General features: G+C 73.6%; 12 protein-coding genes. 8 read left to right on the plus strand and 4 right to left on the minus strand.

Features of this window, described 5'->3' with window-relative positions; translation table 11 throughout:
* The first annotated feature begins 170 nt into the window (after positions 1-170).
* The gene (locus ACIO5D_RS18965; RefSeq protein ID WP_400796481.1) at positions 171-1,340 is read left to right on the plus strand and encodes a polysaccharide deacetylase family protein; all 1,170 of its coding nucleotides are present in this window, start codon (positions 171-173) and stop codon (positions 1,338-1,340) included.
* A 41-nt stretch (positions 1,341-1,381) separates the two neighbouring features.
* Here the strand turns inward: ACIO5D_RS18965 and ACIO5D_RS18970 are convergent, their stop codons facing one another.
* A complete protein-coding gene (locus tag ACIO5D_RS18970; RefSeq protein ID WP_363613647.1) occupies positions 1,382-1,828 on the minus strand; it encodes a nitroreductase family deazaflavin-dependent oxidoreductase in 447 nt (148 codons plus the stop codon).
* A 157-nt stretch (positions 1,829-1,985) separates the two neighbouring features.
* Complete coding sequence (locus ACIO5D_RS18975) at positions 1,986-3,092, minus strand: hypothetical protein (RefSeq protein WP_400796484.1); 1,107 nt, start codon at positions 3,090-3,092, stop codon at positions 1,986-1,988.
* A gap of 531 nt (positions 3,093-3,623) precedes the next feature.
* Between ACIO5D_RS18975 and ACIO5D_RS18980 the strand changes: the two genes are divergently transcribed.
* From ACIO5D_RS18980 to ACIO5D_RS18995, 4 genes are all read left to right on the plus strand, one after another.
* The gene (locus tag ACIO5D_RS18980; protein ID WP_400652859.1) at positions 3,624-4,094 is read left to right on the plus strand and encodes a hypothetical protein; all 471 of its coding nucleotides are present in this window, start codon (positions 3,624-3,626) and stop codon (positions 4,092-4,094) included.
* 107 nt (positions 4,095-4,201) lie between these two features.
* Positions 4,202-5,620, plus strand: a complete 1,419-nt coding sequence (locus ACIO5D_RS18985; RefSeq protein WP_400652861.1) for a hypothetical protein — start codon at positions 4,202-4,204, stop codon at positions 5,618-5,620.
* A gap of 184 nt (positions 5,621-5,804) precedes the next feature.
* On the plus strand, positions 5,805-7,001 hold the full coding sequence (locus ACIO5D_RS18990; RefSeq protein WP_400796487.1) for an MFS transporter: 1,197 nt from the start codon (positions 5,805-5,807) through the stop codon (positions 6,999-7,001).
* Positions 7,002-7,176: 175 nt separating this feature from the next.
* Positions 7,177-8,640: a glutamate synthase subunit beta gene (locus ACIO5D_RS18995; protein WP_400796490.1), complete on the plus strand. Its 1,464-nt coding sequence runs from the start codon at positions 7,177-7,179 to the stop codon at positions 8,638-8,640.
* Between the two features lie 84 nt (positions 8,641-8,724).
* Here ACIO5D_RS18995 and ACIO5D_RS19000 read toward each other — a convergent pair whose 3' ends face one another.
* Positions 8,725-9,099, minus strand: coding sequence for a hypothetical protein (locus ACIO5D_RS19000; RefSeq protein WP_363613657.1), 375 nt, complete (start codon positions 9,097-9,099; stop codon positions 8,725-8,727).
* A gap of 356 nt (positions 9,100-9,455) precedes the next feature.
* Here ACIO5D_RS19000 and ACIO5D_RS19005 point away from each other — a divergent pair, with 356 nt between their 5' ends.
* A complete protein-coding gene (locus tag ACIO5D_RS19005) occupies positions 9,456-9,857 on the plus strand; it encodes a hypothetical protein (RefSeq protein ID WP_363613659.1) in 402 nt (133 codons plus the stop codon).
* Positions 9,858-9,962: 105 nt separating this feature from the next.
* Here ACIO5D_RS19005 and ACIO5D_RS19010 read toward each other — a convergent pair whose 3' ends face one another.
* The gene (locus ACIO5D_RS19010; protein ID WP_400652868.1) at positions 9,963-11,618 is read right to left on the minus strand and encodes a cytochrome bc complex cytochrome b subunit; all 1,656 of its coding nucleotides are present in this window, start codon (positions 11,616-11,618) and stop codon (positions 9,963-9,965) included.
* 389 nt (positions 11,619-12,007) lie between these two features.
* Here ACIO5D_RS19010 and ACIO5D_RS19015 point away from each other — a divergent pair, with 389 nt between their 5' ends.
* Positions 12,008-12,367, plus strand: coding sequence for a hypothetical protein (locus ACIO5D_RS19015; RefSeq protein ID WP_363613663.1), 360 nt, complete (start codon positions 12,008-12,010; stop codon positions 12,365-12,367).
* Between the two features lie 116 nt (positions 12,368-12,483).
* Entirely contained in the window at positions 12,484-13,926 is a 1,443-nt protein-coding gene (locus ACIO5D_RS19020) for a WGR domain-containing protein (protein ID WP_400652870.1), read from the plus strand.
* Positions 13,927-14,210: the final 284 nt, after the last annotated feature.

Consider the following 14,210-nt stretch of genomic DNA (forward strand, 5'->3'; position numbering starts at 1 on the left):
TCTTAGGCGGGTGAGATGAACGGCAGGGGGCGGGCGGGTTCGGCCCAGGTGGCCGGCTCGGCGGGCCCCTCTTCCGACCGCATGCGGACGGCCCCGTTCACCACGGGCGGCGTCAGGCACTTGGCCGCGGCCGAGTGCGGGGGGCGGCGGCCCGTTCTAGGTTGACGGCCATGGGCAGAAGCAGGAGGTCGTGGCCGCTGGTCCTGGGGGTGTGCGCGGCGCTCCTGCCGCCCGCCTCCGGGCCGGCCTCCACCGGTGCGGGAGGGCCGCCGGACCGTGAGGGCGCTTCGCGGGTGGCGGGGCCACCGGCCGCGGAGCCGGCTCCCACCGGAGCGGAGGGGCCGCTGGAGCGCGAGACCGTGCCGCCGGTGCCGCCCGCGCCGGAGATGGAGCCGGACTGCGCACGGCTGGCCTGTGTGGCGCTGACCTTCGACGACGGTCCGTCACCGGCCAGCGAGGCCCTGCTCGACGACCTCGACGCCGCCCAGGTGAAAGCGACCTTCTTCGTGGTGGGTGAGCAGGTGGGCTCGTGGCCCGGGTCGTTGCGGCGCGCGGCGGCCGAAGGCCATGCCATCGGCAACCACAGCTTCACCCATCCCGCCCTCGGCACGGCGACGCCCGCGCAGGTGCGGGACGAGCTCACCGGCGGTGAGGACGCGATCGAGGAGGTCACCGGCGTACGTCCGGCCCTGGTGCGGCCTCCGTTCGGCTCCTACAACGCCGCGGTCCGGTCCTTCGGCCGGGCGCTCGTGCTCTGGGACGTCGACACGGGGGACTGGGACCATCACGACCCCGCGCAGGTCCTCGACCGTGTCGAGGACGGCGTGCGGCCGGGATCGATCGTCCTGATGCACGACGCCGAGGAGCAGCGGCAGACGCTCGCGGTGGTTCCACAGCTCATCCGGAACCTGCGCGACGCCGGCTACACCCTCGTCACCGTCCCCGAACTCCTCGCCCCGGCCGTGCCCACCCCCGGCACCGCCTACCGCAACCGGGACTCCGCCATCCGCCCCGTCGACCACCCCCGGCCCTGGGACACCGAGCCGCCGAGCGCCGACGAGGACACCGACACCGCCGTTGCCGGCACCGTCCTGTGGCGCTACCCCACGGGCACTCCCACCGGGCCGGCCGAGGCCGAGAACGTGGAGGAGGGACTGCGTCCCGGCGAGTGCCGCAACACCTTGCCGCCACTCGCCGAGGACACACCCGCCTTCGCCCTGCGCAACGTCACCGGCCACGCCGTCGAGATCCACGACCGGCCCGACTGCGGTCACCTGACAGTCGTCCTCACCCCGGGCGGCGAAGGCCACGACGTGCTGCGCAGCTTCAGGGTCCGCTGAGAACCGTGCGGGCGACGGCCCGGGAGTCCCGCGGGCCCCGGTCAGTGCTCGCCGGGAGTCCGCTCCAGGACGAAGAGCGGGATCACCCGGTCGGTCTTCTCCTGGTAGGCGGCGTAGTCGGGAAACGCCTGTACGGCACGGTCCCACCAGAGCGACTTCTCGTCTCCGGTGACCTCCCGTGCCGTCATGTCGAGCCGCACCCGCCCGTCCTGGAGTTCCACCCGGGGGTCGGCCACGACGTTGTGGTACCAGAGCGGGTGCCTGGGCGCACCGCCCAGCGAGGCGACCACCGCGTAGGCGCCCTGGTGCTCGACCCTCATGAGCGGGGTCTTGCGGAGCTTTCCGGACTTCGCACCCCGGGTCGTGAGGATGATGACGGGCATGCCCCGCATCGTCGCTCCGTCCACACCCCCGGAGGACTCGTACTGCTCGACCTGCTCACGTACCCACGATTCGGGGCTCGGCTCGTACTCACCCTGAAGAGGCATGTCATTCCATCCCGTCGTCAACTCGCGGCGTGCTGAACGCAGCCGGCACCGTCAGGCACCATGATTGACCACCGACAGCCCGGTCGACGGTATCTACGGGAATCCCGGCGGAGTCGGCCGCCTCGGGGGACGGCCGACGGCCGCCGTTCGCCGGGGATCAGAACGCGGAGGTGTACGCCGTGAGGAACGGAGCCGCGACGGGGGCGCCGCCGGGGTCGAAGCAGATGGGGTTGAGCCGTACGGTGCTGCCGCTGCGCGCCCAGGGCAGGGCCAGTCCGCACCAGCCGGGGCCGGGTCCGTAGGCCGTGGTCTGCGCGGTGTCCGGGGGAACGGCCACCGACGGCATGGTGACGGTGAACGGGACCGAGCCGGTGAGCGTGTTGGTGGCGCCGCTGGAGTTGAAGTCGGTCAGCGGCGGCACCGACCCGTTGAACCAGAGGTGGCCGAACGACTTCGGCGGGAACACCGGCCCGTGCAGCGCCCGCTGGACGGAGTAGCTCAGCGTCCACTGGGTGTCGTAGGGGGCGTTGGCCGCGTCGAAGCAGGTGACCACGAAGGTCTGGCCCGTCGCGGCCGGTGCCCAGTCGGCCACCTTGCAGCGCGCCCCCTGGACCGCGTCCACCACCGTGACCTGGACGTTCCCGGCGTTGGTGGACAGCCCCAGACCGGGCAGCCAGGCCTTCCACACACCGGTCGAGCCGTGGCCCACCGCGTTCGCGGCCCCGGTGGAGTTGTACTGGCTGATCAGGGCGCCGCTGACGGCCGAGTAGAGGTAGCCGTAGCCGCCACCGGACGGCGAGGGCGTCCCGCTGCTGGTGGTGTAGAGCACCGTGAACGGGGAGTTGTCCGGTGTGCCGGTGGGCTTGTAGCAGGCCACCGAGACGTCCTGCCGGCTGCCCACGGTGGCCCAGCCGGTGATCTGGCACCAGGTGCCCGTCCGGTTGACGGCGGTGGCGTGGGCGATCCCGTCGGGCCCGCCGATCAGCGGGAAGTGCACGGTGTACGCGCCGAGACCGACCTGGTCGACCTTGACCGGGTTGGTGGACGGCGAGGTCCAGCTGCCCCACTGGCGGGTGGGATCGGGGACGTACCCGGGCGGCGGGGTCGGGTTGTCGAGGAACGCGAAGCCCCAGCGGTCGGGCACGGCGGCCTGGGCCGGTGCCGCCGTCGGCACGGCGGCGGCCAGCAGAGCCGCCAGCATGGCCAGGACGGCGAGGACGGTACGGACGGGTCTGATCCGCGGTGCGGCGGTGCGAGCGTGCATGGGCGTACCCCCTGGTGGTGAGGACGGGTGCCTGCGCGGTTCGGAGTGCGCTGCGAGGCCCGTTCCGAGGCCTCGGGGCGGACCGGTGGCCGGTCGGACGGTCCGGTGCGGTGAGGCCCCGGTGGTGTCCGACGGCGGTCGGCCGCTGCGGCGGGGGTCAGGCCCGACGGTGCCTCACATGGTAGGAGCGCGCCGCCCGACGGCACAGACCTCCGGCATGAACCGGCGGGTGCGTTGTCGGCCGATCGTGGCACCGCCCCACCGGTCTCCGGAGGCACGGCACCACGCCCGTCCCCGTCCGCGGTCGAGCCGGATCCGCTCCCGCGCCGACGGACGGTGCCCCGCCGCCACACCTCTCCTCCGCCGTCCCAGCCGTGCCCGGGCGACGGTCGGCGGCCGATGGCCGGAAGAGCCCTTGCCGCCGCGACAGCCCCGACGCCCGCCACGTCCACCCGGCTCAGCCCGGCCCGGCGGAGGTCGCGGTCGAGGACCGGTGCGTGCGGTCCGGGCCGGTGGATCGTTGGTCAGGGCATGGTGAGCGGAGCGGGCGGTGGCGCGGAACGGGCGCCGATGGTGTGGGCGTTGGCGGTGCACCCGGCGGAGGTGGGGCCGCCGTTCGCGGAGGCGATCGTGGAGGTCGGTCCGCAGCTGTACGGAGACCTGGTGGAGGACGTGGTGAACAGCGGGTTCGTGCTCGCGGCGGGGGATCCACCGGCGACCACCGGGACGGTGGAGGTCGGCGGCGACCGCCTGGTGCGGCTGGTGCTGGTGGGAGGCCGTCAGGTGTGGGAGCCGGCCTCGCCGGTCCTGGTCTCGTCCGGCTGGCTGTCGGCCGCGCGGGGCCGGGCCGGGGTGGTCGTGATCGTGGTGCCGCCCGGCACCTGGCCGGCCGGCCTGATGGATCTGCCCCTACAGGACCGGATCGACGCCTTCACCCGGAGCCTGGAGGAGGCCCGCGCGGCGGGCCGGTTGCTGCACGGACTGGTCGGCCTCGAAGTCTGACCAGCTGCGGAGCGTTCCGGGCGGCCCGCGCGGACGCCGGGTCAGCAGCCGGAGCCGGCCGCCCTACGGCTCCGCCCGTGGGGCGGCCGCCGCCGCGTGCCCGGGCCATGCACGGAAACCGGCTTGCAGACAAGGCCCACGACACGATTTGCTGTACCTCTGACCTGACCTGGTCCTCTTGCCGCTCCGGTCCGACCCGGACGCGCTGTTCTCGGGAGAGTCGCATCAACACCGTCATACGCCGTCGTACCCGCCGCGCCGTACTCGCTGCCTCGGTCACCGCCACGGTCCTGGCCGGGGGCCTCACCGCCTGTGGCACCGTCAAGGAGCTCAACGCCGCGGACAAGGTCTCCAAGGCGTTCCAGAAGATCGGGGACCGCAAGGCCTTCAAGGCCGAGCTGTCCGTCCAGGCCAGCGCCGATCAGCTGATCGCCTTCGGCAAGGCGGTCGAGGACCCGATCGAGCCGGACACCGCCCGCGCGGTGTCCGACCTGACTCTCTCCGTGTCGATGAGCGCCGACAAGCCGCTCAAGGATGTCGGAGCGCTCAAGAAGGGTTCCGCGGAGACCAACTCGACGGCCGACTTCCAGGGCCTCGACCTCGCCTACGTGCTGGCTTCGAAGAAGGGCCAGACGTACGCCGACGTCCGCGTCGTCGACTCCAAGTTCTACCTCAAGGTCGACATCAAGGGCATCGCGGAGCTGGCCGGTGAGGACGCGACGGCGGTCACCCGGTTCGCCGCCGAACTGCCGCCCGAGGCCAAGGTCATCAAGGACGTGGTCGACGGCAAGTGGGTGTCCCTCGACACCAAGCAGCTGGAGCAGTTCGGCAAGGACGCCCAGAAGGGCGCCGGTTCGGCGGCCCGGCCCTCGGCCGCGCCGACGCTGGACGAGCAGACCTCCCGCAACCTGATCAACTCCGTGAAGGACGTGCTGACCAAGAACGTCTCCTTCGAGGACAAGGGCAAGCAGGACGGCGCCGACCTGATCCGCGTCTCCGCCCCGACCCGCGGCCTGCTCGACGGCCTGCTCCAGGCCGTGCGACCGCTCGCCAAGGACCTGCCGCAGCTCTCGCCGCTGCCCTCCACGCTCCCCTCCGACGTGCCCGACCGGCAGATCGGCGTCGACCTCGCGATCAAGAACGGCGCGATCTCCTCGGCCACCTTCGACCTGGCCCAGCTGACGGAGAAGGCCGGCCCCGACGTCCACCTCCCGGTGCGGCTCTCGCTGAGTGACGACGTCGAAGCTCTCAAGGCGCCTTCCGGGGCCACCGAGATCACCGACGCGGACTTCAAGTCCTTCGGTGAGCTGCTGACCGCCCAGGTCCTCGGAGCGGGTGCCGGGGCGGGTGCCGGAACTGGCGCCGGTGCCGGTGCCGGGGCCGGGGCCGGCTCCACGCCGGCCGCCCCGCTCACCGACGCTCAGCTGGGCGAGCTCGCCGCGGCGGGCATGGACGCCGAGCAGGCCAAGGCGATGAACAAGCTCGGCTTCAGCTTCGAGGAGCTCAAGGAGCTGGCCGCCGTCTGACGGCCCACCACTCGACCGGCGCGGCCCCGTGCTTCTCCTTCCGGAGGGCGCGGGGCCGCGCCGCTTGGTGTGAGCACCCGGGAGGCGCGTTCCGGCTCGGGCCGGGGACCGCTCCCGGACGCCCGGTCACCTGGCTGCCACGGGCGGGTCGCCCCGTCCGCGCGGGCCTGCCTACCGTGGGCGGATGAGCGAGCGTCAGGCGGGCAGGCCGGTTCTCCGGCGGGCGGGCTGTCTCGGGGCCGCCGGCGCCTTCGCCGTCTGCATGGCCGGTACCACGCTGCCGACCCCTCTCTACGGCCTCTACCAGCAGCAGCTGGGCTTCTCCGAGCTGATCGTCACGGTCGTGTTCGCGATCTACGCCCTCGGTGTGATCGGTGTGCTGCTGTCGCTGGGCAGCGTCTCCGACAGCGTCGGGCGCCGGCCGGTGCTGCTGTGCGGCCTCGGCCTGGCGGCACTCAGCGCGCTCTGCTTCCTGTTCGAGGGCGGGCTGCCGCTGCTCTGTCTGGGCCGGCTGCTGTCCGGCCTGTCGGCCGGGCTGTTCACCGGCACCGCCACCGCGTACGTGCTGGAACTCGCCCCGCCGGGCCACGAGGGCCGGGCCGCGTTCGCCTCGACCGCGGCGAACATGGGCGGGCTCGGCTGCGGCCCGCTGCTGGCGGGGCTGCTCGCCCAGTACGCGCCGGAGCCGCTGCGGCTTCCCTTCGTGGTGCACCTGGTGCTCGTCGCCGTGTCGTTCGCGGTGACCTGGTGCCTGCCGGAGACGGTGCGCCCGGCGCGGCCGCTCGCCGCCGCGCGGCCCCGGCTGCTCCGTCTGCCCCCGGAGACGCGCGGGGTGTTCGTCCCGGCCGGGATCGCCGGGTTCGTCGGCTTCTCCCTGCTGGGCGTCTTCACCTCCGTCACACCGGCCTTTCTGGCGGAGTACCTCGGTGTGCACAACCACGCGGTGGTCGGGCTGGTGGTCTTCCTGACGTTCTTCGGTTCCACGATCGGTCAGTTGCTGGGCGCCCGGCTGGATCCGGTCCGGGCGCTCCCGCTGGGCTGTCTGGTCCTGGTCGTCGGGCTGGCGCTGATGGCCGGTTCGCTGGCCTGGACGTCGCTGCCGGCGCTGGTACTGAGCGCGCTGATCGGCGGCGCCGGTCAGGGTCTGGCACTGCGTGGCGCGGTGGCCGTGGTCGCCCGCGCGGCTCCTGTGGCGCACCGCGGTGCCGTGCTGTCCTCGCTCTTCGTGGTCGCCTATCTCGGCATCTCCATCCCGGTCATCGGCATCGGTGTGCTGACCGGCCCGCTCGGCCTGGCGGAGGCCGGGCTGGTCTTCATCGCCTGCGCGGTGCCGCTGGCCGGAGCCGCCGGCGTCCATCTGTCCCGCCACCCGGCCCGGTGACCGGGAGGCCGCGGCCCGGCCGCCCGCTGCGCCGCTCCGCCATGCCGTTGCCGCCGTACGATCCGTAGGCGTACGGTGGCCACACGGTGGCGTTCAGGCCGACGGCGCGCCCGCCAACGCGCGACATGACGGCGGTGCCACCGCCTCGCGTTGGCACGCACTGCCGGAGAGCGCGATGGCAGATCCGATGGCTTTTTTCACCACCCCCCGCCGGCCCCGTGAGCGGAGGGCTCCGCAGGAGCGGCTGGGAGACTGGCGCGAGGTCCACCAGGTGGGAGCGAAGCTCCCGGTGGTGGGCGAGCAGGCCGCCCGTTGCATGGACTGCGGCCTGCCCTTCTGCCACGCCGCCTGCCCGTTGGGCAACCTCATCCCGGACTGGAACACGCTGGTCTCCCACGACGACTGGCAGGCCGCCGCCGAGCGCCTGCTGGCGACCAACAACTTCCCCGAGTTCACCGGCCGGCTCTGCCCCGCCCCCTGCGAGAGCGCCTGCGTCCTGGCCATCGACACCGAGGCCGTGACGATCAAGAACGTGGAGCTGGAGATCGCCGACCGGGCCTGGGCGCTGGGGTACGACCAGCCGTGCCCGCCGGATCGGCCGACCGGCCGGCGGGTGGCCGTCATCGGCTCGGGCCCGGCCGGCCTGGCCGCCGCCCAGCAGCTGACCCGCGCGGGGCACGCCACCACGGTGTACGAACGCGCCGACCGGATCGGCGGGCTGTTGCGCTACGGCATCCCCCCGTTCCGGCTGGAGAAGCACCGGCTGGACCGGCGGATCGACCAGATGCGGGCGGAGGGCACCAGCTTCCGCGCCGGGGTCGAGGTGGGCCGCGACCTGGCCGCGGACGAACTGCGCGCCCAGTACGACGCGCTGGTGGTCGCGGTCGGTGCCACGGCCTTCCGGGATCTCCCGGTGCCCGGCTGCCGACTGGTCGGCGTGCACCAGGCGATGACCTATCTGACCCTCGCCAACCGGGTCGACGAGGGCGACTTCCCGGCGTCCCCGGTGTCCGCCGAGGGCCGCAGCGTGGTGATCGTCGGGGGCGGCGACACCGCCGCCGACTGCCTGGGGACGGCCCTGCGGCAGCGTGCGGCGGCCGTCACCCAATTCGACATCAACCCCCGGCCGCCCGACCGACGGTCCGCCGACCAGCCCTGGCCGGTGCACCCCAAGGTGTACCGGGTGACCAGCTCGCACGAGGAGGCCGGCGGAGCGGCCACCGAACCCAGGGTGTTCGCGGCGACCGCGGTCGGGTTCGAGGCGGGCGCGGGCGGGAGCCTGGCGGCCGTCCGGTTCGCGGAGGCGCGGCCGGGTGACCGCAGCCCCCGGCCGGGGACCGAGCGGATCGTCCCGGCCGAGCTGGCACTGCTGGCCCTGGGTTTCTCGGGCCCGGAGCGGGACGCGGCGCTGACCGGACAGCTCGGCCTCGCGGTCGATCCACGGGGAAACCTCGCCCGGGACGACGGTTTCGCGACCGCGGTGGACGGGGTGTTCGTCGCGGGGGACGCGGGGCGCGGGCAGTCCCTGATCGTCTGGGCGATCGCCGAGGGCCGGGCCGTGGCCGCCGCGGTGGACCGCTACCTGCGCGGCGGCACCGAGCTGCCCGCACCGGTCGCGCCGTCCGACCGCAGCTGGTAGAGCTCGCGCCCCGGGCGAACACCGTGCCCGCTCGGCCGGAGGCACCCCCCGCTGGTCTGCCACGCCCTCACCGTCATCCCGCCCTCACCTCTCGGGCCGGCCGTCCCGGCCCGCCGCCGGCGTGCGCTGCGGGCCGACGGCGCTCTGCCCCTCCCGGTCGGCGAAGGCCGGGGCGAGCGTGCTCAGGTCGAGCAGCAGGCCGAGGACGTCGTGCGCGTTGGCGGCGAGCCGCCGGGACTGGTCGGCCGCTTCGCCGGTGGTCCTGCCGAGCACCCGGGCGCTGACGGCGTCGATCAGCTGGTGGGTGCTCTCCGCCACCCGGCGTACCAGCCGGTCGAACTCCTCGTGATCGGCCGGCCGCTCGACCGGCGGCCCGCACACCGACACCGCGGCCGCCGCCTCTGCGACCGCGGGCGGGCGCTGCTCGCCCGCCTCACTGAACCGACCGGTGTCGGACATGACTGACCTCCTGCTTCGCACCCGGACGAACCGGCCCGGCGACCGGGTGGAGCGCCGCCGCGGTTGCCGATGGTACACGGCCGTGCGCGGAGCGTGTCCAGCGGTTTTCGCCGAACCGCTCCGCCCCAAAGGGGTGGTCCCGCGGTGCCGCCCCCGGTCGGTCAGTCGCCGTCCGCCCGGTCCGCCCGCCCGGCGAGTCGGCCACCCTCCCCACTCGGTCACTGGTAGTAGTTGCGTGGTTGCGGTGTGAACTCCCGTCGGGGTGTCCGGCGGGAGCGTCGGCCGCCCCGACTCGACAGATGCGCACCGCCGCGCAGTGCTCGCCGCGGTGCCCGGGTGTTGGACAAGGAGCGGTCATGGGTGGCAGACAGCGTCCGCCGAGAGCGCGGAGCCCTCGGCCGGGCAAGGAGGCCGGGGCCGGTGCCCGGGTCGACTCGCGGGTGGAGATCGCGCGACTCGAGGGCTACCTGGCCTGGGAGGCGGAGGTGGCGGCGGCCGAACGGGACGCGCAGGCCTTCGCGGCCCGGTTCCCCTGGCTGTCGCCCGGCGAACGGGAGAGCCTCGAACAGGCCTACGCGGCCGACCGGCTGCGCTATGCCGAGGAGGTGGTCGACCGGGCGGTCGAACGGTGCCGTCAGCTCGCGGCCCGTTACCGCAGTGAGTGCCGGCGGATCTGTTCGCGCTGGGCGGCCGTCTGCCTCTCGGTGGCGCTCGCGGCGGCCCTGCTCGCCGTCGTCCCCGCCGCCCTGCGCGGCTGATCCGCGCCGACGCGGCAGCGAAGGGGGCCCCGCCCCCCCCCCCCCGGGGGGGGGGGGGGGGGGGGCCCCCGGGGGGCCGGCGTCGGCCCCGGGGGCCGACGGCGATCAGTGGTGGCCGTGGCCGCTGCTGATCTCCTGGTGCTCCTCGGCGGTGGGCTTGGGGATCTGGCTGCCCTTGCCGTAGAAGCCGCGCGAGAGCTTCGCCCGGGTGCGCGCGAGCAGGCCGACCTTGCGGACCACCCCGTTCTCGTCCACCTCGGCCGGCAGGTCGACGGGCTCCGGCTGGTCGTGCGCGGTGAGGGTGTACAGCCGGCCCGGCGGGAGCGGGGTGTGCACCTCGACGTACTCGCCGTGCGGCAGTCGCTTGATGACGCCGCTCTCCCGGCCGTGCAGCACCTTCTCCTTGTCCCGGCGCTGGAGGCCGAGGCACCAGCGCTTGGTGATCACGAACACCACCACCGGTGCCACGAAGAAGCCGATCCGCACGGCGTTGGTGATCGCGTTGATCGACAGGTGGAAGTGGGTGGCGAGCAGGTCGTTGCCACCACCGGCCAGGAGGACCAGGTAGAGGCTGATCCAGGCCGCGCCGAAGCCCGTTCGGACGGGCGCGTTGCGCGGCCGGTCGGCGATGTGGTGCTCACGCTTGTCGCCGGTGACCCAGGCCTCCAGGAACGGGTAGCTCCAGATGACGAGCAGGACGGTCGGGAAGACCAGCAGCGGGACGAGCACCCCCATGTTCAGGGTGTGGCCGCCCCAGACGCCGATCTCCCAGCCCGGCATGATCCGGACCAGGCCCTCGGAGAAGCCCATGTACCAGTCCGGCTGGGCGTCGGTGGAGACCTGGTCGGGCCGGTACGGGCCGTACGCCCAGATCGGGTTGACGGTGGCGATCGCCGCCATCGCGGAGACGACGCCGAAGACCAGGAAGAAGAAGCCGCCGGCCTTGGCCATGTAGACCGGCATCAGCGGCATGCCGACCACGTTCTCCTGGGTGCGGCCGGGCCCGGCGAACTGGGTGTGTTTGTGATAGAAGACGAGCATCAGATGGGCTGCCAGCAGGCCCAGCATGATCCCGGGGATCAGCAGGATGTGCACGGTGAACAGTCGCGGCACGATGTCCGTACCCGGGAACTGCCCGCCGAACATGAACATCTGAAGGTAGGTGCCGACCAGCGGCACCGCCAGCACCGCGCCCTCCATGAACCGGATGCCGGTGCCGGAGAGCAGGTCGTCGGGCAGCGAGTAGCCCATGAAGCCGTCGAACATGCCGAGGATGAGCAGCAGCGCGCCGAAGATCCAGTTGATCTCGCGGGGCTTGCGGAACGCGCCGGTGAAGAAGACGCGCATCATGTGCACGAACATGCCGGCGACGAACACGATCGCGGCCCAGTGGTGGATCTGCCGCATCAGCAGACCGCCGCGGACCTCGAAGCTGATGTCGATCGTCGAGGCGTACGCCTCGGACATCTGGATGCCCCTGAGCGGGATGTACGACCCGTCGTAGATGGTCTCGGCCATGCTGGGCTTGAAGAAGAAGGTCAGCCAGACGCCCGTCAGGATGATGATGACGAAGGTGTACAGGCAGATCTCGCCCAGCATGAAGGACCAGTGGTCCGGGAAGATCTTGCGCAGGTTGGACCTGGACAGGGTGTAGATGCCCAGCCGTCCGTCGGTCCAGTCGGCGAGGGCCTCGGCCTTGTTCGCGGGTGCCGCGCGTGTGCTGGTGACCGGTCCCGGGCGCGACTGCTGGTCGGTTCTCACGACGGGCTCCCCGGCGTCCGCTGCGTGTCGCCCGGCAAGCCCACCTGCGGAGCTGCCGGCCGGCCAAGTGATGTGATCATGGGACCTCTCGATACGGGTTCGCCGGGTTCGCCGGCACGCGGGTCCGCCGACCCGCTGGCCCCGTTGCTCAAAGTGATGGATCGCTTACCCTGCCATGCTGTCGGCAGGGGGCCGACTGTGCACGTCCATCGGCGCGTCCGGCCGGTCGTGTCGGGGCGGAACGGGCGCGCCGACGGGGAGGGAACGGCCGGTGAACGCCCGCCCGCAGGGCCGGAAGTGGTGCGCCCGAGTGCTGTTGGCGGGGTGGTGAACCGTTTCGGCGCGCGCCGTGCGCCGGGCCGCCGACGTCCCCGGCCTACGCTGCGCCAATGGTGGATCACCGTGAACTCTTCGAGGACGTGACCGCGACCCTGGCCGGAGCCGGGTTCGACACCGCGCGGGGGCCTTCCGGCCTGAGGGTCGGCCACTGGCCGCAGGGCGTGGTCGTCGGCTGGCCCTCCCGGGAGGAGCCCGCCGCCGGGGAGGACCCTCCGGCGAGGCTGCCCGCCGAGGGCATCCGAGCGGCCGTCAGCGGGGCCGTCGCCGCGGTGCTGCGGGAGTCCGGCTACCGGGTGGCGGACGCCGGCGGCGACGCGGTGCTGGTGACGGCCGGCCCGGAACGGGCCGCCGCCGAGCCGGCGGACCCGCAGGGGGAGACCGCCTCCGGGCCCGAGCAGTGGTGGGGCTGAGGCCCGGCCGGCTGCCGGGGTGTCAGTGGCGGCGCCTAGATTGAGGGACTGTCGGCGGGCACCGCCCGCCGCGATCACCGCCACCGCTTCGCCGCCGCCCGGAAGGGGCCTTCGCCATGCCAGCTGCCTTCGTCGAAGAGCAGGTCACCTACCTGGAACTGTCCGAGGACTCGGGTGGCGCGCACAAGTTCTACGAGGTGCGGACGGCCGGTGCGGCCGTGACCGTCACCTACGGGCGGATAGGGGAGTCCGGGCAGACGAAGACGACCTCCTACCCGACGGCGGAGAAGGCGGCCGCCGCGGCCGCGAAGAAGCTCGGGGAAAAGGTCCGCAAGGGCTACGCCCCGGCCGTGCGCGGCGTGCGCCAGCGGCGGGCGGTCACCCGGCGGGCGATCGTCAGCAGTGGTTCCACGGCCCGTCAGGCGCCGGTGCTCTGGCGGTTCCGCTCGGGCGCGGCGGCGTTCGGGATCTTCGTCGGCGAGGAGCACGCCTGGGTCGGCAACGAGCGCGGCGACGTCTTCACGCTGACCCACGACGGCCAGGTCACCGGCCGTTACGGGCTTCCGGACGGCGTGAAGTGCATCGTCGCCGACGACTGGTGGATCTACGCGGGCTGCGACGACGGCAAGGTCTACGACCTGGGCGGAAAGGTGCCCCGGGTGGCCTACGAGATCGCCGAGGACGTCGACATCTACTGGCTGGACATCCACGACGGCGTGCTCGGTGTGGCCGACGCGCGCGGCGGGATCACCACGGTCGACCACGAGGACGAGTTCCAGTGGCGCCGCAAGGCCGACGGCCAGGCCGGCTGGATGGTGCGCTGCGACGCCGACGGCGTCTACCACGGGCACTCGCGGGGGGTCGCGCGCTACGCCGCGCGCGGCGGCGAGCCGCTCTGGCACACCGCGACGGAGGGCGGGGTGCTGTTCGGCTGGCAGGAGCGCGACGAGGTCTTCGCCGGCACCTCGCGCGGCTGGGTGCACCGGCTGAACAAGGCGGACGGCTCCGAGTCGGCCCGCTACCGCTGCGACGCCGCCGTGTTCTCCTGCGCCGCCTCGCCCGACGGCCGGTTCGTGTTCGCCGGGGACAACCACTCCTCGGTGTACTGCTTCGCGGCGGACGGCACCCGCCTCTGGAAGCTGGGAACGGGCTGCGGCTCGGCCTACAGCATGCAGTACCGCGACGAGCGGCTGTACATCGTCACCACCGATGGCTCGCTGGCCTGCCTGGACGCCTCCGAGCAGGCGGTCCGGGCGGCGGAGGACGGCCGGGTACCGCTGGCGGCGGAGGTCAACGGCTCGTCCTGGGCGGCCGTGACACCCGGCGCCGAGGTGGAGGTCGTCACGGCCGGCTCCGCGACCGGGATCGAGGTGGAGTGCGTGCAGGAGGGCGGCCGGCTGCGCGTCCGGGTGGTGTCGCCGGGGTTCGACGCGAGCCGGCGGGTGCAGTTCCCGAAGGACATCCGGGTGGCGGGGGCCCGCTACCTGGTCGCGGAGGTGCTGGCGTCGGGCGGCGGCGGCTTCTACCGCGTCCGCGGCGACATCAAGCGGCTTCTGTAGCCGCCGGGACCGCGTGGAGTCACGGTCGCCGCGGCGAACCGATCAGCGGGGTGCGCACCGGCGCGGCGGGCACCACGGGCACCACGGGATCGCAGCCCGTGCCGTACGGGCCGCCGCCCGGGTGGAGGGAGCCGGGCGGCGGCCCCGCCGTCGGTTTTCCACCGAACGGACGCTGTCGCCCGGCCGGGGTGCGGCCCCGCCGGGGGCCCGCGGGCCGTGGGCGGGGGGCGGGGGGGTGGGGCGGGGGGGGGCCCGGCGGTGGGGCCCCTAGGCGGCCCCCGGCT

This window comes from Kitasatospora sp. NPDC087315, assembly GCF_044744345.1.
Lineage (GTDB): Bacteria > Actinomycetota > Actinomycetes > Streptomycetales > Streptomycetaceae > Kitasatospora.